General features: G+C 70.1%; 22 protein-coding genes and 1 other RNA gene. 17 read left to right on the top strand and 6 right to left on the bottom strand.

Going from position 1 to position 23349, the window contains the following annotated elements:
• Nucleotides 1-109: 109 nt before the first annotated feature.
• Nucleotides 110-2047, bottom strand: coding sequence for a sulfate adenylyltransferase subunit CysN (gene cysN / locus ACEJ41_RS02450; protein ID WP_374013214.1), 1938 nt, complete (start codon nucleotides 2045-2047; stop codon nucleotides 110-112).
• Nucleotides 2047-2958, bottom strand: a complete 912-nt coding sequence (gene cysD, locus ACEJ41_RS02445; RefSeq protein ID WP_374013213.1) for a sulfate adenylyltransferase subunit CysD — start codon at nucleotides 2956-2958, stop codon at nucleotides 2047-2049. Before cysD ends, cysN begins: the two co-directional genes overlap by 1 nt.
• 237 nt (nucleotides 2959-3195) lie before the next feature.
• Between cysD and ACEJ41_RS02440 the strand changes: the two genes are divergently transcribed.
• From ACEJ41_RS02440 to ACEJ41_RS02425, 4 genes are all read left to right on the top strand, one after another.
• Nucleotides 3196-5049 carry an assimilatory sulfite reductase (NADPH) flavoprotein subunit gene (locus ACEJ41_RS02440; RefSeq protein ID WP_374013212.1) on the top strand — a complete coding sequence of 618 codons (1854 nt, stop codon included), beginning with the start codon at nucleotides 3196-3198 and terminating at the stop codon, nucleotides 5047-5049.
• A 124-nt stretch (nucleotides 5050-5173) separates the two neighbouring features.
• Entirely contained in the window at nucleotides 5174-6898 is a 1725-nt protein-coding gene (cysI, locus tag ACEJ41_RS02435) for an assimilatory sulfite reductase (NADPH) hemoprotein subunit (RefSeq protein ID WP_374013211.1), read from the top strand.
• A 34-nt stretch (nucleotides 6899-6932) separates the two neighbouring features.
• Nucleotides 6933-7676 (top strand): phosphoadenylyl-sulfate reductase, encoded by a 744-nt coding sequence (locus ACEJ41_RS02430; RefSeq protein ID WP_374013210.1) that lies wholly within the window; start codon nucleotides 6933-6935, stop codon nucleotides 7674-7676.
• A 141-nt stretch (nucleotides 7677-7817) separates the two neighbouring features.
• Nucleotides 7818-8279 (top strand): hypothetical protein, encoded by a 462-nt coding sequence (locus ACEJ41_RS02425; RefSeq protein WP_374013209.1) that lies wholly within the window; start codon nucleotides 7818-7820, stop codon nucleotides 8277-8279.
• Nucleotides 8280-8306: 27 nt separating this feature from the next.
• On the opposite strand, the gene ACEJ41_RS02420 is transcribed toward ACEJ41_RS02425, so the two are convergent.
• Both ACEJ41_RS02420 and ACEJ41_RS02415 read right to left on the bottom strand, forming a co-directional pair.
• Entirely contained in the window at nucleotides 8307-9980 is a 1674-nt protein-coding gene (locus tag ACEJ41_RS02420) for an NAD(P)/FAD-dependent oxidoreductase (RefSeq protein WP_374013208.1), read from the bottom strand.
• Nucleotides 9981-10113: 133 nt separating this feature from the next.
• Nucleotides 10114-11097 carry a LysR family transcriptional regulator gene (locus tag ACEJ41_RS02415; RefSeq protein ID WP_374013207.1) on the bottom strand — a complete coding sequence of 328 codons (984 nt, stop codon included), beginning with the start codon at nucleotides 11095-11097 and terminating at the stop codon, nucleotides 10114-10116.
• A gap of 157 nt (nucleotides 11098-11254) precedes the next feature.
• Between ACEJ41_RS02415 and cobA the strand changes: the two genes are divergently transcribed.
• Complete coding sequence (gene cobA, locus ACEJ41_RS02410) at nucleotides 11255-12082, top strand: uroporphyrinogen-III C-methyltransferase (protein WP_374013206.1); 828 nt, start codon at nucleotides 11255-11257, stop codon at nucleotides 12080-12082.
• 43 nt (nucleotides 12083-12125) lie between these two features.
• Nucleotides 12126-13085 carry a cysteine synthase A gene (cysK, locus tag ACEJ41_RS02405; protein WP_374013205.1) on the top strand — a complete coding sequence of 320 codons (960 nt, stop codon included), beginning with the start codon at nucleotides 12126-12128 and terminating at the stop codon, nucleotides 13083-13085.
• Between the two features lie 120 nt (nucleotides 13086-13205).
• Here the strand turns inward: cysK and ACEJ41_RS02400 are convergent, their stop codons facing one another.
• Together ACEJ41_RS02400 and ACEJ41_RS02395 are read right to left on the bottom strand one after the other, a co-directional pair.
• On the bottom strand, nucleotides 13206-14534 hold the full coding sequence (locus tag ACEJ41_RS02400) for an aminopeptidase P N-terminal domain-containing protein (protein ID WP_374013204.1): 1329 nt from the start codon (nucleotides 14532-14534) through the stop codon (nucleotides 13206-13208).
• Between the two features lies 1 nt (nucleotide 14535).
• A complete protein-coding gene (locus ACEJ41_RS02395; protein WP_374013203.1) occupies nucleotides 14536-15081 on the bottom strand; it encodes a UPF0149 family protein in 546 nt (181 codons plus the stop codon).
• Nucleotides 15082-15293: 212 nt separating this feature from the next.
• Here ACEJ41_RS02395 and ACEJ41_RS02390 point away from each other — a divergent pair, with 212 nt between their 5' ends.
• The 11 genes from ACEJ41_RS02390 to ACEJ41_RS02340 all read left to right on the top strand — a co-directional run bounded on the left by ACEJ41_RS02390 (nucleotide 15294) and on the right by ACEJ41_RS02340 (nucleotide 23331).
• Nucleotides 15294-17462 (top strand): putative bifunctional diguanylate cyclase/phosphodiesterase, encoded by a 2169-nt coding sequence (locus ACEJ41_RS02390; RefSeq protein WP_374013202.1) that lies wholly within the window; start codon nucleotides 15294-15296, stop codon nucleotides 17460-17462.
• Between the two features lie 54 nt (nucleotides 17463-17516).
• Nucleotides 17517-17741 carry a TIGR02449 family protein gene (locus ACEJ41_RS02385; protein ID WP_374013201.1) on the top strand — a complete coding sequence of 75 codons (225 nt, stop codon included), beginning with the start codon at nucleotides 17517-17519 and terminating at the stop codon, nucleotides 17739-17741.
• Nucleotides 17738-18040 (top strand): cell division protein ZapA, encoded by a 303-nt coding sequence (locus ACEJ41_RS02380; protein ID WP_374013200.1) that lies wholly within the window; start codon nucleotides 17738-17740, stop codon nucleotides 18038-18040. The genes ACEJ41_RS02385 and ACEJ41_RS02380 overlap by 4 nt, the downstream gene beginning before the upstream one ends.
• A 114-nt stretch (nucleotides 18041-18154) precedes the next feature.
• Nucleotides 18155-18336, top strand: a non-coding RNA gene (gene ssrS / locus ACEJ41_RS02375) — 6S RNA.
• 172 nt (nucleotides 18337-18508) lie between these two features.
• Nucleotides 18509-19120 (top strand): 5-formyltetrahydrofolate cyclo-ligase, encoded by a 612-nt coding sequence (locus ACEJ41_RS02370; protein ID WP_374014045.1) that lies wholly within the window; start codon nucleotides 18509-18511, stop codon nucleotides 19118-19120.
• Nucleotides 19117-19587 (top strand): EVE domain-containing protein, encoded by a 471-nt coding sequence (locus ACEJ41_RS02365; protein ID WP_374013199.1) that lies wholly within the window; start codon nucleotides 19117-19119, stop codon nucleotides 19585-19587. Before ACEJ41_RS02370 ends, ACEJ41_RS02365 begins: the two co-directional genes overlap by 4 nt.
• Nucleotides 19588-19607: 20 nt before the next feature.
• Entirely contained in the window at nucleotides 19608-20255 is a 648-nt protein-coding gene (gene rpiA / locus ACEJ41_RS02360; protein ID WP_374013198.1) for a ribose-5-phosphate isomerase RpiA, read from the top strand.
• Nucleotides 20256-20410: 155 nt separating this feature from the next.
• Nucleotides 20411-20866, top strand: coding sequence for a DUF192 domain-containing protein (locus ACEJ41_RS02355; RefSeq protein ID WP_374013197.1), 456 nt, complete (start codon nucleotides 20411-20413; stop codon nucleotides 20864-20866).
• Between the two features lie 88 nt (nucleotides 20867-20954).
• Entirely contained in the window at nucleotides 20955-21800 is an 846-nt protein-coding gene (locus tag ACEJ41_RS02350) for a SirB1 family protein (protein ID WP_374013195.1), read from the top strand.
• A gap of 106 nt (nucleotides 21801-21906) precedes the next feature.
• Nucleotides 21907-22725 (top strand): SDR family oxidoreductase, encoded by an 819-nt coding sequence (locus tag ACEJ41_RS02345; protein ID WP_374013194.1) that lies wholly within the window; start codon nucleotides 21907-21909, stop codon nucleotides 22723-22725.
• Nucleotides 22726-22893: 168 nt separating this feature from the next.
• Entirely contained in the window at nucleotides 22894-23331 is a 438-nt protein-coding gene (locus ACEJ41_RS02340; RefSeq protein ID WP_374013193.1) for a VOC family protein, read from the top strand.
• The last annotated feature ends 18 nt before the right edge of the window (nucleotides 23332-23349 follow it).

Here is a 23349-nt window from a genome sequence, read left to right as displayed (position 1 = left end):
GTCCTGCCATCATTCAACAAGCCGTCGAGTGTAACGATTGATCGTGGCCGGCCGCACCCGGCGCCGATGGGCGCGCGCCCGGACGGGGGCGCCCCATGCGGCGCAACGGCTACAGGCCGGAGGTACCGCCGCTCCAGTCCAGGTCCAGCGCCTCCAGCACCTGCGCCACCAGCGCCTCGGGCGGGGTGGACGCGGCTTCCAGGTGCACTTCGGGCCGTTCCGGCGCCTCATAGGGCGAATCGATCCCGGTGAAGTTGGGGATCTGGCCGGCGCGCGCCTTGCGGTACAGGCCCTTGACGTCGCGCTCCTCGGCCACGTCCAGCGGCACGTCGACGAACACTTCCACGAACTCGCCCTGCGCGAACAGCTCGCGCGCCATCCGCCGCTCGGCACGGAACGGCGAGATGAAGCTGACCAGCACGATCAGGCCGGCATCGGCCATCAGCCGTGCCACCTCCGAGACCCGGCGGATGTTCTCCACCCGGTCCTCGTCGGTGAAGCCCAGGTCGCGGTTGAGGCCGTGGCGGACGTTGTCGCCGTCCAGCACGAAGGTGTGGTAACCCAGCGCATGCAAGCGCTTGTCCACCAGGTTGGCCACGGTGGACTTGCCCGCACCCGACAGGCCGGTGAACCACACCACCTTGGCCGACTGGCCCTTGATCCGCGCACGCGCGGCCTTGTCCACGTCGATGTGCTGCCAGTGCACGTTGTCGGCGCGGCGCAGGGCGAAGTCCAGGGTGCCGGCGGCGACGGTGTCGTTGCTCTGGCGGTCGATCAGGATGAAGCCGCCCAGCTCGCGGTTTTCCGCATACGGGGTGAAGGCGATCGGCTCTTCCAGGCTGAGGTTGCAGTAGCCGACCTCGTTGAGCTCCAGCCGCTTGCCGGCCAGGTGCTCCTGGGTGTTCACGTCCACCCGGTGCTTGATCTCGCTGATGCTGGCGGCAACCGTGCGCGGGCCGATCTTCAGCCAGTACGGCCGGCCCGGCAGCAGCGGGGAGTCGCTCATCCACAGCAGGTGGGCGGCGAACTGGTCGGCCACCGCGGGCGGGTCGTCGGCGGCGGCGATCACGTCGCCCCGGCTGATGTCGATCTCGTCGGCCAGGGTCAGGGTCACCGCCTGCCCGGCGACGGCGCGCGCCACCGGGCCGTCGGGCGACAGCACCTGGGCCACGGTCGAGCGCCGCGCCGAGGGCAGCACCACCACCGCATCGCCGGGTGCGACCGCGCCGGCGGCAATGGTGCCGGCGAACCCGCGGAACTCGGAATTGGGCCGGTTCACCCACTGCACCGGCAGGCGCAGGCCGGTGCCGTCCTGACCGCCTTCCACCTGCACCGTCTCCAGGTGCTCCAGCAATGCCGGGCCCTGGTACCAGGGGGTGTTGGGCGAACCCTGCAGCAGGTTGTCGCCTTCCAGCGCCGACAGCGGGATGACCTGCACGTCGGCGATGCCCAGTTGCGCGGCCAGCTCGCGGTAGCCGGAGGCGATGGCGTCGAAGGTGGCCTGGTCGTAGCCCACCAGGTCCATCTTGTTCACCGCCAGCACCACGTGCGAGATGCCCAGCAGCGAAACGATGTAGGTATGCCGGCGGGTCTGCGGCAGCAGGCCCTTGCGCGCATCCACCAGCACCACCGCCAGGTCCGCGGTGGACGCGCCGGTGGCCATGTTGCGGGTGTACTGCTCGTGCCCGGGGCAGTCGGCGACGATGAACTTGCGCTTGTCGGTATCGAAGTAGCGGTAGGCCACGTCGATGGTGATGCCCTGCTCGCGCTCGGCGGCCAGGCCGTCCATCAGCAGCGCATAGTCCATGCGCTCGCCCTGGGTGCCGTGGCGGCGCGAATCGGCCTCCAGCGCGGCAAGCTGGTCGTCGAACAGGCGCTTGCTCTCGTACAGCAGGCGCCCGATCAGGGTGCTCTTGCCGTCGTCCACGCTGCCGCAGGTGATGAAGCGCAGCAGCGGCTTGTCCTCGTGCTGGCGCAGGTAGGTGGAGATGTCATCGTGGCTGGCCAGCGCCGGATCCACGGCGATACCCGAATCAGGGCTTCCCATCAGAAATATCCTTCCAGCTTCTTCTTCTCCATCGAGGCCGTCGGGTCCTGGTCGATGACCCGGCCCTGGCGCTCGGAGCTGGTGGCCACCAGCATCTCGGCGATGATCTTTTCCAGCGAGTCGGCGTCCGATTCGATCGCGCCGGTCAGCGGATAGCAGCCCAGGGTGCGGAAGCGCACCTTGCGCAACTGCGGGGTTTCACCCGGCTTGAGCGGCAGGCGCTCGTCATCGACCAGGATCAGCGCGCCATCGCGCTCGACCACCGGCCGCGGCGCAGCGAAATACAGCGGGACCACCGGGATCTTCTCGCGGTAGATGTACAGCCACACGTCCAGCTCGGTCCAGTTGGAGATCGGGAACGCGCGCACGCTCTCGCCCTTGCGGATGCGGGCGTTGTACAGGTTCCACAGTTCCGGGCGCTGGCGCTTGGGGTCCCAGCGGTGGTGCTCGTTGCGGAACGAGAACACGCGCTCCTTGGCCCGCGACTTCTCCTCGTCGCGGCGGGCACCGCCGATGGCCGCGTCGAACTGCCACTTCTCCAGCGCCTGCTTCAGGCCCTGGGTCTTCATCACGTCGGTGTGCACGGTGGCGCCGTGGCTGAACGGGCCGATGTCCTGGGCGATGCCGTCGGGATTGATGTGCACGCGCAGGTCCACGCCGGTGTCGGCGGCGCGCTGGTCGCGGAAGGCGATCATCTCGCCGAACTTCCAGCGGGTATCCACGTGCAGCAGCGGGATCGGCGGCACGGCCGGGGCAAAGGCCTTGAGCAGCAGATGCAGCAGCACCGAGCTGTCCTTGCCCACCGAGTACATCATCACCGGGTTGCGGAACTCGGCGGCGACCTCGCGCAGGATGTGGATGCTCTCCGCTTCCAGGCGGTCGAGGTGGGACAGGCGGTGGTCCAGGCTCATGGGGGGCTTCGGAACGGGTCGGCGGGCGGCGGCCGGCGGCCTCCGGGACGGAGGCGCCAGGTCCGGAAAACATTCTGCCGGACCGGGCCATCGGGGATGGCGAGTATTCGTGCGCCAGCCCTGCCGATGAAATAAGCACAGGGCATAAGCGAATAACCACAAGCCGTTTCAGCCGCGCTTCGCACTTTCCTAACATCGGTGGCCCGTCGATGCCGACCCGTGCCAGGCCCGCCCGAAATGACCGCTGCGTCCCCCGTCCTGCCCCCCAGCCCGCTCAACGAGGACCGCAAGGTGCTGCTGGCCCGGCTGGTCGAGGGCCTGGACGGCCCCTCGCTGTGGTGGCTGTCCGGCTATACCGCCGGCCTGGCCCAGGGCCACGCCGCGCCACACCTGGCCGTGCTGCCCGGTGGCGCTCCGGCCACGGCGGCCGCGCCGCAGGCCGGCCAGCGCCTGACCGTGCTGTACGGCAGCCAGACCGGCAACGCCCGGCGCGAGGCCGAAAAGGTGGCCCAGGCCGCCGAGGCCGCCGGCCTGGCCGTGCGCCTGGTCCGCACCGATGCCTACCAGACCCGGGAGCTGGCCAGCGAGCGGCTGCTGTATCTGGTCATCAGCACCCAGGGCGAGGGCGACCCGCCGGATGATGCGATCGGTTTCACCGAGTTCCTGCTGGGCCGCCGCGCCCCCAAGCTGCCGGAGCTGAAGTTCGCCGTGCTCGGCCTGGGCGACTCCAGTTATGTGGACTTCTGCGGCATCGCCAGCAAGCTGGACGCGCGCCTGGCCGAGCTGGGTGCCCAGCGCGTGGCCGACCCGGGCCTGGCCGACCTGGACATCGATACCGTCGCCACGCCCTGGCGCGAGGCCGCGCTGGCCAAGGCCAGCGAACTGCTCAAGGCCGCCGCCCCGGCCGCCGCCCACGTGGCCACGGTCACCCCGTTGCGCCCGGCCGCGGCCTGGACCCACGAGCGCCCGTTTGCCGCCGAGGTGCTGGCCAACCAGCGCATCACCGGCCGCGAGTTCCGCGCCACCGGCTTCCAGACCTACGTCACCTCCGACAAGGACGTGCGCCACATCGAGCTGTCGCTGGAAGGTTCGGGCCTGGCCTACGAACCCGGCGACGCGCTGGGCATCCGCCACCGCAATCCCGAGCCGCTGGTCGAGGCGGTGCTGCAGGCCACCGGCCTGGACGCCGATGCGGCCGTCACCCTGGACGGCCAGGCGCTGCCGCTGGCCGAGGCCCTGGCCACCGGGCGCGAACTGACCCGCCTGTCGCGCCCGTTCCTGGTCGCGCACGCCGATCTGGCCGGTGCCGCCGACCTGAAGCAGCTGCTCGAGCCGGGCAACGCCGGCCTGGCCGCACTGCTGGGCGACCACCAGGTGGCCGACGTGCTGCGCCGCTGGCCGGCCGCGTGGAGCCCGGACACCCTGCTGGCCGCGCTGCGCCCGCAGGTCGCGCGCCTGTATTCCATCGCCTCCAGCCGCAAGCGGGTGGGCGAGGAAGTGCACCTGACCCTGGACGTGCTGCGCTACCAGGCCCATGGCCACGACCACCTCGGTGCCGCCAGCGCCTTCCTTGCCGCGCTGGAAGAAGGTGCGCAGGTGCCGGTGTATGTCGAACCCAACGAGCGCTTCCGGGTGCCGGCCGATCCCTCGCGCGACATCATCATGATCGGCCCGGGCACCGGCATCGCCCCGTTCCGCGCCTTCGTCCAGGAGCGCGCCGAGACCGGTGCGTCGGGGCGCAACTGGCTGTTCTTCGGTGCCCAGCACTTCAACACCGGCTTCCTGTACCAGACCGAGTGGCAGGACGCGCTGCAGCGCGGCGAGCTGCACCGCATCGACCTGGCGTTCTCCCGCGACCAGGAGCAGCGCATCTACGTGCAGCAGCGCCTGCGCGAGCGCGGCCGCGACGTCTACGACTGGCTGCAGGGCGGTGCGCACCTGTACGTGTGCGGCGCCATTGCCATGGGCAAGGACGTGCATGCCGCACTGCTGGACATCGTGACCGAGCACAACGGCGGCGACGCCGAAGCCGCCGCCGAGTACCTGACCGCGCTGCAGGTCGAGGGCCGCTACGGGCGCGACGTGTACTGAACACGCCGGCTGCCGGTCCGGCAGCGCAAGCGCAAGGCACCGCCGCCCCGGCGACGGTGGCAACCCGGGGCCCCGGGCATCCCTACAGGCCCCAGTCGACCTACTACATCGGAATGCAAGCCACATGAGCCACCCCTCCGTCGAAGACATCAAGATCAGCAGCCGCCGCCTGCGCGGCACGATGGAGGATGGCCTGGCCGACACCGTCACCGGCTCGCTGAGCTTCGAGGACCAGCGCACGGTCAAGTTCCACGGCAGCTACCAGCAGGACGACCGCGACCTGCGCGACGAGCGCCGCCGGCAGAAGCTGGAGCCGGCGCACCAGTTCATGATCCGCATCCGGGCGCCGGGCGGCGTGTTCACCCCCGAGCAGTGGCTCAAGCTGGACGCCATCGCCACCACCTACGCCAATCATTCGCTGCGGGTGACCACCCGCCAGACCTTCCAGATCCATGGCGTGGTCAAGCGCGACCTCAAGGCGACCATGCAGGCGATCAACGCCGGCCTGCTCGACACCATCTCCGCCTGCGGCGACGTCAACCGCAACGTGCTGGGCGCCAGCAACCCGCTGCAGTCGCACCTGCACGCGCAGGTGCATGACTGGGCGCAGCGGCTGTCGCTGCACTTCAAGCCGCGCACCCGCGCCTACTACGAGGTGTGGCTGGACGAGGAGAAGGTGGCCGAGAGCGGCGTGGAGGAAGAGCCCATCTACGGCCAGGCCTACCTGCCGCGCAAGTTCAAGATCGCCGTGGCGGTGCCGCCGCACAACGACGTGGACGTGTTTGCCAACGACCTGGGCCTGATCGCCATCGTCGACGAAGCCGGCGGCCTGGCCGGGTTCAACGTGGCCATTGGCGGCAGCATGGGCTCCAGCCACGGCATCCCCACCCACTATCCGCGGGTGGGCAACGTGATCGGCTTCGTCACCCCCGACCAGGTGTTTGCCATTGCCGAGGCCGCGGTGACCGTGCAGCGCGACCTGGGCGACCGCGAGGACCGCAAGCACGCGCGCTTCAAGTACACCATCGACGACCACGGCAGCGACAAGATCGTGGCGATGATGGAGGAGCGCGCCGGCTTCAAGCTGCAGCCGGCACGCCCGTGGCATTTCGACCACAACGGCGACCGCTTCGGCTGGGTCGAGGGCGAGGACGGCCACTGGCACCTCACGCTGTCGCTGCCCTCCGGCCGCATCGTCGACCAGCCCGGCCGCCCGCTGCTGACCGGCATGCGCGAGATCGCCCGCATCCACCGCGGCCAGTTCCGCATGACCTGCAACCAGAACGTGATCATCGCCGGCGTGCCGGCCGCCGAGCGCGCGCGCATCGACGCGCTGGTGGCCGCGCACGGGCTGGACGCGGAGAACAACGCGCCCACCGCCATGGCCCGCACCGCCATCTCGTGCGTGGCGCTGCCGACCTGCGCCCTGGCCATGGCCGAAGCCGAACGCTACCTGCCGTCCTTCCTGGCAAACATGGAACCGCTGCTGGACAAGCACGGCCTGCGCGAGCAGCCGATCCTGCTGCGCGTGTCCGGCTGCCCCAATGGCTGCTCGCGCCCGTACCTGGCCGAGATCGCCCTGGTGGGCAAGGCGCTGGGCCGCTACAACCTGTTCGTGGGTGGCGACCACCGCGGCCTGCGCATGAACACCCTGTACCGCGAAAACATCACCGAGCCGGAGATCCTGGCCACGCTGGACACGCTGCTGGGGCAATACGCCGCCGGGCGCGAGCCGGACGAGCACTTCGGCGATTTCCTGCACCGCGCCGGCCTGGTCGAACTGCCGCCGTACCCCACCCACGTCCGGGTCGACCCGGCCGAGGCCATGGCCATCACGGTCGTCGCCTGAATCCCGTTTCCGTGCATTGCGTCCGGAGTCACCGATGAGCCTGACCGTCACCGCCACCGTCGAAGCCGCCACCAGCACCGAGCCCGTCTCCGCGCCGGACCTGGATGCGCTCAACGCCAGGCTCGAGGCAATGGATGCCGAAGCCCGCGTGGCCTGGGCGCTGGCGCAGGGCCATGGCAACCCGGCGCTGTCGTCCAGCTTCGGTGCGCAGTCGGCGGTGGCCCTGCACCTGGTCACCCGGCAACGGCCCGACATCCCGGTGATCCTGGTCGATACCGGCTACCTGTTTGCGGAGACCTACCGCTTCGCCGACGAACTGGCCGAGCGCCTCGGGCTGAACCTGAAGGTCTATCGCCCGCAGTTCAGCCGCGCCTGGATCGAGGCCCGCCACGGCCGGCTCTGGGAACAGGGCCTGGAAGGCCTGAACGCCTACAACCAGGTGCACAAGGTCGAGCCGATGCGCCGCGCCCTGGATGAACTGGCCGTGGGTACCTGGTTCACCGGCCTGCGCCGCAGCCAGTCCGCCAGCCGCGCCGACACGCCGATCCTGCAGCGCCGCGACCAGTACCTGAAGGTCAATCCGATCGCCGACTGGAGCGACCGCGATGTGTGGCAGTACCTCAAGCAGCACGATCTGCCCTACCACCCGCTGTGGCACGAAGGCTATGTCTCCATCGGCGACGTGCATACCACCACCCGCTGGGAACCGGGCATGAAGGAAGAGGACACCCGCTTCTTCGGCCTCAAGCGCGAGTGCGGGATCCACGAGGACATCTGAGTCCCCGCAGCGGCGCGTGGTGCGCCGGCCGTGCCGGCACAGCCCCGGTGTATATTGCAAGTGCGGGCGGCCCGTCGCATCGGGGATCTGGATCGGCTGCCGCCGCACCGGCGTTACCCTGGCACACGGCACGGGAACCGCATGGCTGCATACCTCGCCAACTGGTGGATCAGGGCAGGCCTGGTGCTGGTGGTATTCGGCTGGGGCCCGCTGCTGGCCATCATCGTGCTCGCCACGCTCGGCCTGTGGCCTGACCCCAATCCGAACCCGATCGGGCCCGGCCTGCTGTTCTTCCTCACCTGCTGGCCGGCGATCATCTGCCTGGTCGTGGGCGTGATCCGGGTCCAGCGCAAGGCCGCGGCGGGGCCGCCTGCCGATGCCGCCACGTCATCACCCGCCAGCGCCAGGAGTGCACCCGCGTCCCTGGCCGGGAGCGCCTGGGCCAGGCTGGCCGCACTGCTTGGTGGCGCCGGCCTGTGCCTGTACGGCGCCGCAACCCTGACCAGCGACTCCTCGCGCGGGCCCGCCGCCGCGATCGTGCTCGGGGTCGTGTGCATCTTCTGGGCGCTGACCGGCCGCATGCCGTGGTGGTTCCGCCGCTGAGCGCGCGTGCGCCGGCCGCGCCGGTGCTCAGGCTGCCGCGACCGGCTCGCCCACCGGCGCGAACCACTGCACCGGCAGCATCGACGGATGGGCGTGGATGTCGTGTCCAGCCAGCAGCGCATCCAGGCCTTGGTCGCCGATGCCGGGCACCGCCTCGCGCGCCGTGGCCAGCACCTCGGCGGCAAGCTGGCGCATCGCCGCCACCCCGCGCTGGGTGCGCGCGATGTAGGCGGCGTCATCGAGCTCGTCGGTCAGCGCCCTGTTCATCTCGTAGCACCAGTCGACCTGGAACTGGTCGTAGGCCCGCGCCTGGCGCAGCTCCGGGGACCGGTCGCGCGTGCCCCACTCGCGCATCAGCCGCTGCATCGCCAGGTTCAGGTCGCGACCCTCGACGAAGGCGGGCTTGAGCCTGGACAGCATCGGCAGGTCGGCCTGGCGCCTGCTGAAGAACAGCGGCGCCAGCAGCGCCCAATAGAAGGCGTAGTCCCACAACACCTTGACCGGCATCACCTGCGGGTGGCCGAAGATCGGGTACTGGTCCTGGTAGAGCGTCAGCGTGCTCTCGTAGAACGAGAAATACAGCTGCTGGAAGATCTCGGCATAGGGGCCAATGCGGGTGCCGGCCTGGTCCTTCTCCACCAGCTCGCACACATAGGTGTTGCTGATGGCGATGAAGTCGCTGCCCGGCGAATAGAACGGATCCAGGAACAGGCCGGCCTCGCCGGTCAGGGCCCAGCGGTGGCTGGAATAGACCTGCTTGCAGCCGTAGGAGAAGTGGCGCAGGAACAGGAAATCCTGCAGCGCATACTCCGGCCGCGACAGCGCCTCGTGCACGCGCGGCTGGTGCACGCGCAGCCACTCCATGGCCTTGTCGTGGGTGTTCATGGTCTCCAGCGGGTGCATCTTCGCGTCGCACACGATGCCCAGCGAATGCGAGCCCGAGGCCAGCGGGATCAGCCAGAACCAGTAGCCCGGACCGCACATGTGGTTGGTGGAATCGACCCGGCGCGCCGGCGCGAAGCGCTGCCGCCAGTGCGGGTCGTCCGACCACAGGTCCAGGTCGGTCTGGCCGTCGATCCGCCACCACACCGCGTTGGCGTCGTGGTCGTTGGGCATGGCCAGGTCGAGCTTGCGCTTGATCAGCCCGGCGCGCCCGGAGGCATCGACGACGAAACGCGCCTGCAGGCTGTGGCGGGTGCCGGCATGGTCGAACTGGACCGCATGCGGGGCGTCGGTCTCGGACAATTCCAGCGTGCGCACCACTGCCTGGTCGAGGAACTCCACCCCGGCCTCGCGCACCCGGTCGCCGAGGAAGTTCTCGAAGCGGCCGCGGTCAAGCTGCCATGACGGGGTCGGCAGCAGCCGGCTCACGCCCATCTCGCTGCACTGCTGCACGTCGTACTGGCGGTCGGTGAAGAAGTAGCGCAGGCCGTACTTGCGCACCTGCTCTGTTTCCAGGTGCTCGCGCAGCCCCAGCACATCGGCGAAATAGTGCGCGCCGATCTCCACGGTCGATTCGCCGACCTTGTGCGCGGCCTCGCGTACCGGGTGCGCGCGGCGCTCGAGCACGGTCACCGAAAGCTGCGGATTGCGCTGCCGTAGTTGCAGGGCCAGGGTCAGCCCGGCAAGCCCGCCACCGAGGATCGCCACATCGGTGTGGCGCGGAGCATCCCCGCCGGAAGTGAGGCATTCGCCCTGCATGCTGCAGCTCCTGGGACCGGTAACTTGGGAGTGCGCACTATGCGTGCGCAGCGCCGGCGGCCGCAACGGTAGGCGCCGCCGCATCCTGCGCAGTGCCACCTGCAGCCCGCGTTTTCCGCGCTGCCCGGCCGGCTCACATGCTGATGGTCTGGGTCAGCGATTCCCAGGTCGGCGGCTCGGGCCAGGCGGGTTCCTGGTTGCCGTCCAGGACCCGGCGCAGGTCGCGCTTGTCGATCTGCGGTGCCAGGACGTGGACCAGTTCCAGGGCGTAGTCGCGCTGCACGCGCTCGCGCGGCAGCACGGCCCATGCGATGCACTCGCTGATTTCCTTCGGTGCCGGCCAGCCGCGCAGGTCGGTATCGCCCAGGCTGACCGCCATCTCGGCCAGCAGGCCCACGCCAAGCCCGGCGCGCACGTAGGTCTTGATGAGATCGGCGTCCAGCGCGGTCAGGGTCAGGTCCGGCGACAGGCCGGCGCCGGCGAAGGCGCGCTGCAGGGAGGATTCCGGACGTACCGAGGACTCGTAGCTGATCAGCGGGTGCTGGGCCAGTTCTTCGATGTCCGGCGCGCGCCCGGCGCGGTCCAGCGGATGGCCGCGCGGCACCAGGGCCAGCCGCCGCCAGCGGTACAGCGGTACGGCCACCCCGCCCTGCGGCTCGCCGCCTGCGGTGCTGACCACGGCCATGTCGGCGTCGCCCTGGCTGAGCAGGTCGAGCGCGGCGCCCTCCGTGGCCTGCTGCAGGTGCACCGTCACCTGGGGGAAGCTGCGCTTGATCTGGGCGATGGTCGGCGGCAGGACGAAGCGGGCCTGGGTGTGGGTGGTGGTGATGGTCAGCTGGCCCTGGCTCTCGCGGCGCTGGTTGGCCGAATAGGCGCGGATGTTGGCGGTCTCGGCCAGGATCACCCGGGCGCGCTCCAGGACCTCGTTGCCGCCCGGCGTGATCGCCTCCAGGCTGCGGCCCTTGCGCACGAACAGCAGGAACCCCAGCTCGTCCTCCAGCTGCTTGAGCTGCTTGGACAGCCCGGGCTGGGTGGCGTGCACGCGGGTCGCCGCCACGGTGATGTTGAGCCCGGCGTCGACAATGGCCACGAGATAGCGAAGCTGGGTGAGCGTCATCGGGCAGGAACCTGAATACGCGGCGAGAGGCGGAGCGACTGTAATCCCATTCCGGCCCCCATCTTATAACCTGGATGCATGTGCATTGTGCGGCAAGTTATTTCCGCTTGATATGGGCCGGCGCTACGGTCGATATCCCGTGCCGCCCTTGATATCCGTGACCCAGCCGTCGACCACTGCCGAGCCCTCCGCCCTGCTGCCCGGCAGTGTGACCCTGGTCGGTGCCGGCCCCGGCGACCCCGGCCTGCTCACCCTGCACGCCCTGCGCGCACTGGAATCGGCCGAGGTGGTGCTGCACGACCGCCTGGTCGGTGCCGGCGTGCTGGCCCTGGCCAACCCGCAGGCGCTGATGGTGGAAGTGGGCAAGTCGGCCGGCAACCACAGCATGCCGCAGGAAGACATCCACGCGCTGATGCTGCGCCATGCGCGCAGCGGCCTGCGCGTGGTCAGGCTCAAGGGCGGTGACCCGTTCGTGTTCGGCCGCGGCGGCGAGGAGCTCGAGTTCCTGCGCGCCCATGGCATTCCCTACCGGGTGGTGCCGGGCATCACCGCGGCCGTGGCCTGCGCGGCCTACGCCGGCATCCCCCTCACCCACCGCGACCATGCCCAGTCGCTGCGCCTGCTCACCGCGCACTGCCGCGACGGGGTGGACACCCTGGACTGGGAAGCGCTGGCACAGGAGCAGCAGACCCTGGCCGTCTACATGGGCGTGGCCGGGCTGGAGCGCCTGCGCGAGCGGCTGATCGCCGCCGGGCGCGCGCCATCGACCCCGTTCGCCCTGGTCGAGAACGGCTCGCGCCCCGAGCAACGGGTGATCACCGGCACCCTCGACGACCTGGCGCAGACCGCGCGCGCGCATGCGGTCGCCTCGCCGGCATTGCTGATCCTGGGGGAGGTGGCCGGCCTGGCCGCGCACCTGCACTGGTTCGGCGCCCCGCCGCTGTCGCCGCCGGCGGCCGCATCCGACCTGGCACAGGCCGCCTGAGCCGGCCCGCGCCCACGCATCCACACGACCCACGGAAGACACCATGGCCATCCATAACAGCATCCTCGACACCATCGGCTTCACCCCGATCGTCCGCCTGCACCGCATCGCTCCCGCCCACGTGGAGCTGTACGCGAAGGTCGAGTCCTTCAATCCCGGCGGCTCGGTCAAGGACCGCCTGGCCATCGCCATCGTGCTCGATGCCGAGGCGCGCGGCGTGCTCAAGCCGGGCGACACCATCGTGGAGGCCACCTCCGGCAATACCGGCGTGGCGCTGGCCATGGTCGCGGCCGCACGCGGCTACAAGTTCGTGGCGGTGATGACCGAGACCTTCTCGGTCGAGCGCCGCAAGCTGATCCGCGCCTACGGCGGCAAGGTGATCCTGACCACGGCGGCCGAGCGCGGCGTGGGCATGGTGCGCAAGGCCGAGGAGCTGTCGCGCAAGCACGGCTGGTTCCTGGCCAGCCAGTTCGAGAACCAGGCCAACCCGGCCTACCACCGCCAGACCACCGCCGCGGAAATCCTGCGCGACTTCGGCGGCCGCCGCCTGGACCACTTCATCAGCGGCTGGGGCACCGGCGGCACCCTCACCGGCGTGGGCGAGGTGCTGCGCACCGCACGCCCGGAGGTGCAGATCACCGCGGCCGAGCCGGCCAACGCCTCGCTGCTTGGCGGCAACGAGTGGAAGCCGCACAAGGTGCAGGGCTGGACCCCCGACTTCCTGCCGGGCGTGCTCAACCGCAAGGTCGCCCACCAGGTCGTCACCGTGGCCGATGAGGAGGCGTTTACCACCTCCCGCCGCCTGGCCACCGAAGAAGGCATCTTCGCCGGCATTTCCGCCGGTGGCACCCTGGCCGTTGCGCTGAAGGTCGCGGCCGATGCCAAGCCCGGCTCGGTGCTGCTGGCGATGCTGCCCGACACCGGCGAGCGCTACCTGTCCACCGCCCTGTTCGACGGCGTGAACGAAGGCTCCGACGACGAGTGGCTGGCCTCGCTGGGCTGAGCCCGGCGACGCGCGAACGCGCATGCGTTGACGCACCCCACGGGCGGCAGACAACTGCCGCCCGTTTGCGTTTCCGCCAACAGCATTTCCGCCGACAGCGTGCGGCGACCGCAGCAGTGGCTACCGCTGCGCCATGAACGCCTCGATCTCCTCGGCCGAGCGCGCCAGCCCGTCGGTCAGGACCTGGCAGCCGTCGGCGGTGACCAGCACGTTGTCCTCGGTGCGGATGCCGATGCCGCGCCAGCGCGCCGGCACCGAAGTCTCGCCCGGACCCACGTACAGGCCAGGCTCGATGGTGAACACCATGCCCGGCTCCAGCACGCGCGGCTCGCCATCGATGCGGTAGTCGCCCACGTCGTGCACGTCCAGGCCCAGCCAGTGGCCACTCTTGTGCGGATAGAAGCGCTCGTGGCGCTGTGCGGCGATGTTCTCCTCCAGCCGCCCCTTGAGCAGGCCCAGCCGCAGCAGGCCCTCGGTCAGGGTTTCCACGGCGGCGTCGTGGATCGCCGTCCATGGCGCCCCCGGCCGCACCGTCGCCAGCGCCGCCGCCTGCGCAGCGCCGACCAGGTCGTGCAGCGCACGCTGCTCGCGCGAGAAACGCCCGTTGACCGGAAACGTGCGGGTGATGTCGGCAGCGTAGTTGCGGTACTCGGCGCCGGCATCGACCAGCACCAGCTCGCCGTCGCGGGCCGCGGCGCTGTTGGCCACGTAGTGCAGCACGCATGCGTTGGCGCCGGCACCGACGATGCTCGAATACGCCGGCCATGCATCACTGGCGCGGAATACCCGCTCGACCTCGGCCTGCAACTCGTACTCGTGCACGCCCGGACGCGCGGCGTGCATGGCCGCGCGGTGCGCCTGCACGCTGATCTGCGCGGCCTTGCGCATCAGGCGCAGCTCGTCGCGTGACTTGAACAGGCGCTGCTCGTGCAGCAGGTGGCCCAGCTCCAGGAATTCGTGCGGCGGCTGCGCGCCGTGCCGCACCTGCGCGCGCACGCGGTTGACCCAGCCGATCAGCTTGAGGTCGAACTCGGCGTCGCGGCCGAAGTGGTAGTACACCCGCGAACGGCCTTCCAGCAGGCCGGGCAGGATCTCGTCGAGGTCGTCGATGGGATAGGCATCGTCCATCGCGTAGGCCTGCACCGCGCCCTCCTGGCCGGCGCGCGGGCCATCCCAACCTTCGCGCACCGGGTCGCGCTCGCGGCAGAACAGCAGCGCCTCGCCGTGGCGGCGGCCGGGCACCAGCACCAGCACCGCCTCCGGCTCGGGGAATCCGCACAGGTACCAGAAGTCCGAATCCTGCCGGTACGGGTAGTGGGTATCGTGGCTGCGCACGCGCAGCGGTGCGGCAGGCAGCACCAGGATGGCGTCCTCGCCGGCAAGGCGCATGAGCTGGCGGCGGCGGCGCAGGTATTCGGCAGCCGATATGCCGGTCGCGGCGCGCGGCATGTCAGTTCAGGCGTTGCCGGTGGCGCGGGCCGAGCACGCAGTCGCCATGCAGCAGCAAGGCGGCCACCCGCGCGAATTCCTCCAGCTCCGACAAGGCCGATTCGTCCTCGTCGTCCTCGTCGATGTCCTGCACCTGCGCGCCCGCCAGCCTGGCCAGGTCCTGCAGGACCTCGTTGCCCTCGTCCGACAGCGGCGGGCTGGCGCCTGCGGCCAGGCCGAAACCACCGAGGAAACCGTGGCACCAGTCGAACAGGGCCTGTGCACGTTGCCGCAGCGGCGCGTCGTCGTCCTCCAGCAGCAACTGGAAGGCGAATTCGCCGTCCTCCAGGCGCGCGGCGGTGGCCTGGCGCAGCAGGTCCAGCGCCGAGCCCCGCAGCGGCGTGGGCAGTGCCGGGTCGGCCATGACCCGCGCCGGCCAATCGGCCACGTCATCGCCTCCACCGGCCAGCCAGCCGCACAGGGAACCGTGCAGTTCGGCGGCCGTGGCCGCCAGCCCCAACTCGCGGCTGATGGCGGCAACTTCGTCGGCGGTGGGCAGTGGCTGCATGCGGGGCGAACTCCCAGGTCCGGATGGCCGGGCCGGGTGCGCCGCGGCGGATGCGATGCCAAAGTGTAGCAATCGCCCGGGGATCCGGCTTGTCGGCCTTGTCGCCGCGTGCCTACACTGGGCGTGATCGCCCCGTCACGCCGGTCATTCATGCAAGCCAGATTCGCCCCGCTTCACCAACTGTGGGGGTCCGCATGCCGGAGGGGTCGGGCGTGACGGCGATCCTGATGTCGCTGGCGGCCGGCCTGCTGCTGGCCGTGCTGCTGTTGCTGTGGCACTGGCGCCGCAGCCATGCGGCCCAGGCCGCCGTGCTGCGTGCACGCGAAGAGCACCTGACGGTGGCGCTGTGGGGCTCGGGCGAGCGGTTCTGGGATTTCGACCTCGCCAGGCGCGGCCTGCACGTGCTCGATTGCGCCGAGGACGAACGCCCGACCATCGGCGACGGGCTGTCGGTGACCAGCCGCAGGATGGCGTTGCCCGCGGTCCATCCACAGGACCGCCGCCACGTCCTCCGGCGCCTGCGCGCACACCTTCAAGGCCGTGAGCCGCTGTTCACCTCGGAGCACCGGGTGGACCTGCACGGCGACGCCCACTGGATCTGGGTCCGGGTGCGCGGGCGCACGGTCGAGCGCGACGCGCGCGGGCGTCCGCGGCGCCTGGCCGGCACCGCGCGCGACACCACCGCCAGCCGCCATGCCGATGCCGAGCGCCGCATCGCCAGCGAGGTGCTGCGCAGCATGAGCGAAGCGGTGGCCGTGCTGGACCACGAAATGTATTTCGTCGCGGTCAACCCCGCCTTCACCCTGATCACCGGCTACAGCGACGTGGAGGCGCTGGGACAGCCGTTGTCGATGCTCGACTCCGGCCGCCACGACGGCCTCCCCGGCGCCCTGCGCGAGGAACTGCTGCGCCGCCCGCAGTGGCAGGGCAACGTGTGGATGACCCGCCGCGACGGCGCCGAGATCCTGTGCCAGGTGCGCCACAACGGCATCGGCGACCTGGCCGGCGAATTCAACTTCCACGTGGTGGTGCTCAGCGACATCACCGAACAGAAGCGCGCCGAACAGGAGCTGCGCTACCTGGCCAACTACGATGCCCTGACCAGCCTGCCCAACCGCTCGCTGCTGTCCGACCGCCTTGCCCGGGCGATCGTGCGTGCGCGCCGCGAGGGCGGCTACGTGGCGGTGCTGTTCCTGGACCTGGACAGGTTCAAGCACGTCAACGACTCGCTCGGGCACGCGGTGGGCGACCGGGTCCTGCGCGCGGCGGCCGAGCGGGTGCAGCGCTCGGTAGGCGCCCAGCACACCGTTGCCCGCCTCGGTGGCGACGAATTCACCGTGGTGCTGGAAGCACTGGCCTCGCCCGAGGAAGCCGAGGAAAGCGCGCGCCGGGTACTGGAGGCATTCGCCGAGCCACTGGTGGTTGGCGAGCACGGCGAGATCACCATCTCGCCGTCGATCGGCATCAGCCTGTTCCCCGGGCATGCCAACACCCCGACCGACCTGATCAAGCACGCCGACACCGCCATGTACCAGGCCAAGTCGGCCGGGCGCCGCACCTGGCAGGTGTACTCGGCGCACATGGATGAATCCGCACGCCGCCGCGCGACGCTGTCCAGCCTGCTGCGCCGCGTGCTCGAGCGCGACGAGTTGGCCCTGGTCTACCAGCCGCGCTACTCGCTGCACGAGCGCCGGGTGGTCGGGGTGGAAGCGCTGCTGCGCTGGCGCAACCCGGAGTTCGGGCTGGTGCCGCCGGACCAGTTCATCCCGCTGGCCGAGGACACCGGCCTGATCCTGGAAATCGGCGAATGGGTGCTCAAGGAATCCTGCACTGTCCTGCGCCGCTGGCATGACGCCGGCATGGACGGGCTGCGCATGTCGGTCAACGTGTCGGCGATCCAGCTGCTGCGCGGCGACCTGGTCGCCACCGTGGCGCGGATCCTGGCCGAGACCGGCGTGGACGCCGACCTGCTCGAGCTGGAACTGACCGAGAGCGCGATCATGGACAACGTCACCCGCAGCGCCGAGGTCCTGCACGCCTGCCGTGCCCTGGGCGTGGGCCTTGCGGTGGATGACTTCGGCACCGGCTATTCCTCGCTGGCCTACCTCAAGCGCCTGCCGCTGACCACGTTGAAGATCGACCACGAATTCGTCGGCGACCTGGCCCATGACCCGGACGACGAAGCCATCACCAGTACGGTGATCACCATGGGCCACTCGCTGTCGCTGCTGGTGGTGGCCGAGGGCGTGGAGACCGCCGCGCAGTTGCACTTCCTGCGCGAACACGGCTGCGACGAGATCCAGGGCCACTACATCGCCGCGGCAATGGAACAGGATGCGTGCCTGGCGTTCCTGCGCCAGCCGGCCCTGCTGCCGGACTGACCGGCCATGGCGGCGGCTTGACCGCTCCGCCAGACGCTGCCTATCGTGCCGGATATGAAACCCGACGCCGACGCCATCACCCAGCTCCGTGCCCTGGCCGCGCGGGTGGAAGCGCTGGCCGAGCGCTGCCAGCGGCTGACCGACGAAAACCGCAGCCTGCGCCAGCAACAGGAACAACTGGTGGGCGACCGGGCGCAGTTGCTGACCAAGAACGAGCAGGCACGCTCGCGGGTGGAGGCGATGATTGCGCGGTTGAAGTCGCTGGAGCAGCACACGTGAGCGATGTCCAGCCGGTCGACGTGCGGATCCTCGACCGCGACTACACCGTCGGCGTCAGCGCCGCCGAACGCGACAGCCTGCTGGCCGCCGCCCGCCTGCTGGATGCACGCATGCGCGAACTGCGCGGCAGCAACCGGGTCGCCTCGCTGGACCGCATCGCGGTGCTGACCGCGCTCAACCTGGCCCACGAGCTGCAGCAGGCGCGCGATGAACGCGACGCGCGCGAGCGCGAACTGGAACGCACGCTCGACGCGCTGCATCGGCGCCTGGACGGCCTGCTCGGCTCCGCGCCAGGCTGAATGCGGCGCCGGCAAACGCCGTCGCCACCCCGTGGCTGAATCCCTCATGGCCGCCGCCGCGCCATTGGCGCCACCAGGCCCGGAACGGGTGCGCCGGGCGCTATACTCTCCCCGTGTTCTCTGCCGTGTTCGACAGCTGGCAAAACATTCGCCTTGTCCCTTAAAACGACACCGGGGATGCGACGACGCCGGGGGTGCAAGTCCGCCACGCAGCGGGAAGCCCGAAGGTTTCCGACCGTTCCCACTTGAACCTCGGGTTCAAGGTCGTTTCGCCGCATCGGCATGGTGGAGAACATTCTTCCGACGACGCCTCCTCCGGGAGGCGTCGTTTTTTTCGGCCTTCTCCCGAGCGAGGGGGGATGCACGCCACCGGGAGAAGACCCCGGTTTTTGTGCGCCGCGCCGCGGGCAGGCTTGGCGCGGCAGGTGGCGGGAGCCATCATGCAGCCCCCGCACCGGCCCCATGCCCATGACCCAGGACCGCCCATCCCTGCGCAGGACGCTGCGCGAACGCCGCCGCGCCCTGGCCCCGGCCGCGCGCATCGACGCGGCGCAGGCGCTGGCCGCGCGCATCCTGGCCCTGACGTTCCTGCCGCGCGAGGGCTACCTGGCCGGCTACTGGGCCATGGACGGGGAGATCGGCCTGCACGTACTGCAGATGCGGCTGCCTCCCGGGCTGGTGTGGTGCCTGCCGGTGCTGGACGGGCAACAGCTGCGGTTTGCACCGTGGCGCGCCGGCGACCCGCTGGTCACCAATCGCTTCGGCATCCCCGAGCCGGACGTGGCGCCGTCGTCCACCCTGCCGGCCGAGGCACTGGCGCTGGCGGTGATGCCGATGGTCGGCTTCGACGCGGCCGGCCAGCGGCTGGGCATGGGAGGCGGCTGGTATGATCGCAGCTTCGCGTTCCGTCGCGACCACGCCGCGCCGCCGTGGCTGGTGGGTGCCGGTTTCTCGGTGCAGCAGGTCGATGCGCTGGCCGGGGCCGAGTGGGACGTGATTCCCGACGCGATCTGCACCGAAACCCAGACCCTGCTGCGCCCCGGCGCCAGCCCGCCACACCGCGAGACCGATCCGGCATGACCGCCCGCAAACGCTACTGGCTGATGAAGTCCGAACCGGATGCGTTTTCCATCGATGACCTGGAACGGGTCGGCACCGAGCCCTGGAACGGCGTGCGCAACTACCAGGCGCGCAACTTCATGCGCGACGGGATGAGGGTCGGCGACGGCGTGCTGTTCTACCACTCCAACACCAAGGTGCCAGGCATCGTCGGCATCGCCCGCGTGGCCAGCCACGCCTATCCGGACGACACCCAGTTCGAGCCCCGATCCCATTACCACGACCCCAAGGCCACCCGCGAGCAGCCGCGCTGGTACCTGGTGGACGTCGCGTTCGAGCGCAAGCTCGCGCGCACGATCCCGCTGGAGGAGATCAGGCAGCACGCCGACGCACTGGGCGAAGGCTTTCCACTTACCGCACGCGGCAGCCGCCTGTCGGTGTTCCCGGTGACCGCGGCGCAGTGGAAGCTGCTGCTGTCGCTGGAATGATCCCGCCACGGAATCCCATCATGTCCGAAGCAAAGCGCCTGGCTGGCGAAAAGGCCATCGAGTATGTCCAGGACGGCATGATCGTCGGCGTTGGAACCGGTTCGACCGTGGCCTACTTCATCGAAGCGCTGGGCCGCATCCGTGACCGCGTCGCCGGTGCGGTGTCCAGCTCCGAACAGAGCAGCGCACGGCTCAAGGCACTGGGGATCGACGTGCTGGACGCCAACGCCGCCGGCCCGCTCAAGCTGTACGTGGACGGCGCCGACGAATGCGACCCGCACAAACGCCTGATCAAGGGCGGCGGCGCAGCGCTGACCCGCGAGAAGATCATCGCCGAGGCCAGCGAAACCTTCGTATGCATCATCGACCCGGCCAAACAGGTGCCGGTACTGGGCCGCTTCCCGTTGCCGGTGGAAGTGATCCCGATGGCGCGCAGCCTGGCCGCACGCCGCATCCTGGCGCTCACCGGCGGCCAGCCGGTGTGGCGCGACGGCACCGTCACCGACAACGGCAACTGGATCCTGGACGTGCACAACCTGGCCATCACCGACCCGGTGCGCCTGGAAAGCGAACTGAACCAGATCCCAGGCGTGGTCAGCGTCGGCCTGTTCGCCCGCCGCCCGGCCGACATCGTGATCGTGGGCAGCGAACCGCCGGTGGTGCTGTAATTTCCCGCACCGCGGGCCTCCACAAGTTGGCGCCCCTGTAGGAGCCGGCCTTGCCGGCGACCGCCACGCGCAAACCTGGCGCACATGCCTGCCCCACCTTGACCACCACCGGCCGATCCCCGAAGGTGCGCTCGTCACCTTCGATCCGGCTTGCCATGTCTCCCTTGCCACGACTCCTGGCCCTGCTGTCCCTGCTGGCGCTCTGCGCCTGTGCGTCCGCGCGCACGCCATGGGTGGAACTGGGAGGCGAGCGCTTCCAGGTCGAAGTGGCCGACACGCCGGAAGCGCGCGCGCGCGGGCTGATGTTCCGCGACCGGCTCGAGCCAGGCCACGGCATGCTGTTCATCCACGACCGCCTGGAGCCGCAGGCCTACTGGATGAAGAACACGAAGATTCCGCTGGACATCCTCTATTTCGACGATGAGCGCCGGCTGGTGGCGCAGCAGCGCGACGTGCCGCCGTGCTCGGCCGGCAGCCACTGCCCGTCCTACCCCAGCCGGCGCCCGGCCCGTTACGTGCTGGAACTCAATGCCGGCCAGGCCGCCCGGCTGGGGCTGCAGGACGGCGCGCCACTGCACTTCGGCCCGGGAATCCGCGCACCGGGCGGCTGAAATTCCTGCTCAACCCCCGCCTGCTGCGGCCGATACAGGAATCAGGCGGGGCTTGAACCTGGCGACGCGTGGCCCCAGTAGTACTGGCATGGGGGATCGAAGCATGTACCTGACCAACTGGAACGCCCTGGCTTCGCTCGACGACGAGGCACTGCCACTGCTGGACGCCGCCCTGCTCATCGCGCGCGACGAATACCCCGACCTGGACACCGAGCTGTACGCGGCGCAGGTGCAGGCCCATGCCGATGCCCTGCGCGACGAAGTGGCCGCCATCGAGCCCAGCGCGCTGAAGATGGCCGCGATCAATCGCCACCTGTTCGTGGAGCTGGGCTACAGCGGCAACCACGACGAGTATTACGACCCGCGCAACAGCTACCTGAACCAGGTGCTGGACCGGCGCCTGGGCAACCCGATCTCGCTGGCGCTGGTGCAGATGGAAGTGGCGCGACGGCTGGGCATCCCGCTGGATGGCGTGTCCTTCCCCGGCCATTTCCTGGTGCGCCTGCCGGTGGATGGCGGGCTGCTGGTGATGGATCCGTTCAATGGCGGCCGCCCGCTGGCCGTGGAAGAACTGCGCGAGCGCGCCCGCCCGCACCTGGGCGAGCCGCCGGACGACAAGGTCCTGCTGCAGATCCTCAGCCCTGCGCCGAACCGCGCCATCCTGGTGCGCGTGCTGCGCAACCTGCATGGCCTGTACGCCGAGGCGGGTGAATGGGATCGCGCCGCACGCAGCATCGACCGGGTGCTCACGCTGACCCCCGAGCAGCCCGATGCCGTGCGCGACCGCGGCATGGCCTACCTGGAACTGGGCTACCTGCCCGGCGCGCGCCAGGACCTGGCGCACTACCTGCAGCTGGCGCCCGAGGCCGGTGATGTCGACCAGGTCCGCGAAAGGCTGATCCACGCCAGCGCCAGCCGCACCGTCCTGCACTGAGGCCTGCATCCGGCCGGGCCGATGGCCCCGGCCGCGCAACCGGTCCACAATCCCCATGCGCCATGCCGTCGCGTACGGCGCTTCCCGCACGCATGGAACCCCCGACATGACCTCCCTGGCTGGCAAGACCCTGTTCATCACCGGTGCCTCGCGCGGCATCGGCCTGGCCATCGCCCTGCGCGCGGCGCGCGACGGCGCCAACGTGGCCATCGCCGCCAAGTCGGCAGTGCCGAACCCGAAGCTGCCCGGCACCATCCACTCCGCGGCCGAGGCGGTGAACGCCGCCGGCGGCCAGGGCTTGGCGCTGAAGTGCGACATCCGCGAGGAGGAGCAGGTGCACGCCGCCGTGGAAGCCACCGTGGCCGCATTCGGCGGCATCGACATCCTGGTCAACAATGCCAGCGCGATCTGGCTGCGCGGTACCCTGGACACGCCGATGAAGCGTTTCGACCTGATGCAGCAGGTCAACGCGCGCGGCAGCTTCCTGTGCGCACAGGCCTGCCTGCCGCACCTGCTGCAGGCGGCCAACCCGCACATCCTCACCTTGGCCCCGCCGCCATCGCTGGACCCGAAGTGGTGGGGTCCGCATACCGGCTACACCCTGGCCAAGATGGGCATGAGCTTCGTCACCCTGGGCCTGGCCGCCGAGTTCGGCCCGCAGGGCGTGGCGGTCAATGCGTTGTGGCCGCGCACCATCATCGCCACCGATGCGCTGAACATGATCCCCGGGGTCGAACCGGCCCATGGCCGCCGCCCGGAGATCATGGCCGACGCCGCGCACGCGGTGCTGGTACGGCCAGCGGCCGGCTTCAGCGGCAGGTTCCTGATCGATGACGAAGTGCTGGCCGAAGCCGGCGTGACCGACCTGTCTGCCTACGCGGTGGATCCTGCAAGGGCGCCACTGCCGGACCTGTTCCTGGATTGACGCGTCTGGCTGCGGGCGCTGTCTTGCCGGCGACCCCGATGGCGGCTGGATCGCGGCAAGCAATCCGGATGGTCGGGTCGCCGGCAAGGCCGGCTCCTACAATGGGGCAGCCGGAAAGGCCACGCCGGTGGCGACACACAATGGGGCGATCCCACGACGAGGCATGCCATGAAATACCTGCACGCGATGGTCCGGGTCCATGACCTGGATGCGACCAGCCGTTTCTTCACCGAGGGCCTGGGCCTGGTGCAGACCCGGCGCATGGACAACCAGGCCGGGCGCTTCACCCTGGTGTATTTCGGCGCGCCGGAAAATCCCGAGGCCGAGATCGAGCTGACCTTCAACTGGCCGCCGCAGGATGGCGCGCCGGCGGAGGATTACGGCAGCGCGCGCAACTTCGGCCACCTGGCCTTCGAGGTCGATGATATCTACGCGCTGTGTGCGCACCTGCAGTCGCTGGGCGTGACCATCAACCGCCCACCGCGCGATGGGCGCATGGCCTTCGTGCGCACCCCGGACCTGATCTCGATCGAACTGCTGCAGAAGGGCGGTGCGCTGCCGCCAGCCGAACCGTGGGTGTCCATGCCCAACACCGGAAGCTGGTAGACGCCGACCGCACGCTCG

It is taken from the genome of Pseudoxanthomonas koreensis (assembly GCF_041890415.1).
Taxonomy (GTDB): Bacteria; Pseudomonadota; Gammaproteobacteria; order Xanthomonadales; family Xanthomonadaceae; genus Pseudoxanthomonas; species Pseudoxanthomonas koreensis_A.
This window is presented reverse-complemented; position numbering and strand designations above follow the sequence as displayed.

Coding starts and splice junctions, on each gene's coding strand:
- cysN (WP_374013214.1), bottom strand. CDS start 2,047: ATGGGAAGCCCTGATTCGGGTATCGCCGTGGATCCGGCGCTGGCCAGC.
- cysD (WP_374013213.1), bottom strand. CDS start 2,958: ATGAGCCTGGACCACCGCCTGTCCCACCTCGACCGCCTGGAAGCGGAG.
- ACEJ41_RS02440 (WP_374013212.1), top strand. CDS start 3,196: ATGACCGCTGCGTCCCCCGTCCTGCCCCCCAGCCCGCTCAACGAGGAC.
- cysI (WP_374013211.1), top strand. CDS start 5,174: ATGAGCCACCCCTCCGTCGAAGACATCAAGATCAGCAGCCGCCGCCTG.
- ACEJ41_RS02430 (WP_374013210.1), top strand. CDS start 6,933: ATGAGCCTGACCGTCACCGCCACCGTCGAAGCCGCCACCAGCACCGAG.
- ACEJ41_RS02425 (WP_374013209.1), top strand. CDS start 7,818: ATGGCTGCATACCTCGCCAACTGGTGGATCAGGGCAGGCCTGGTGCTG.
- ACEJ41_RS02420 (WP_374013208.1), bottom strand. CDS start 9,980: ATGCAGGGCGAATGCCTCACTTCCGGCGGGGATGCTCCGCGCCACACC.
- ACEJ41_RS02415 (WP_374013207.1), bottom strand. CDS start 11,097: ATGACGCTCACCCAGCTTCGCTATCTCGTGGCCATTGTCGACGCCGGG.
- cysK (WP_374013205.1), top strand. CDS start 12,126: ATGGCCATCCATAACAGCATCCTCGACACCATCGGCTTCACCCCGATC.
- ACEJ41_RS02400 (WP_374013204.1), bottom strand. CDS start 14,534: ATGCCGCGCGCCGCGACCGGCATATCGGCTGCCGAATACCTGCGCCGC.
- ACEJ41_RS02395 (WP_374013203.1), bottom strand. CDS start 15,081: ATGCAGCCACTGCCCACCGCCGACGAAGTTGCCGCCATCAGCCGCGAG.
- ACEJ41_RS02385 (WP_374013201.1), top strand. CDS start 17,517: ATGAAACCCGACGCCGACGCCATCACCCAGCTCCGTGCCCTGGCCGCG.
- ACEJ41_RS02370 (WP_374014045.1), top strand. CDS start 18,509: ATGACCCAGGACCGCCCATCCCTGCGCAGGACGCTGCGCGAACGCCGC.
- ACEJ41_RS02365 (WP_374013199.1), top strand. CDS start 19,117: ATGACCGCCCGCAAACGCTACTGGCTGATGAAGTCCGAACCGGATGCG.
- rpiA (WP_374013198.1), top strand. CDS start 19,608: ATGTCCGAAGCAAAGCGCCTGGCTGGCGAAAAGGCCATCGAGTATGTC.
- ACEJ41_RS02355 (WP_374013197.1), top strand. CDS start 20,411: ATGTCTCCCTTGCCACGACTCCTGGCCCTGCTGTCCCTGCTGGCGCTC.
- ACEJ41_RS02350 (WP_374013195.1), top strand. CDS start 20,955: ATGGGGGATCGAAGCATGTACCTGACCAACTGGAACGCCCTGGCTTCG.
- ACEJ41_RS02345 (WP_374013194.1), top strand. CDS start 21,907: ATGACCTCCCTGGCTGGCAAGACCCTGTTCATCACCGGTGCCTCGCGC.
- ACEJ41_RS02340 (WP_374013193.1), top strand. CDS start 22,894: ATGAAATACCTGCACGCGATGGTCCGGGTCCATGACCTGGATGCGACC.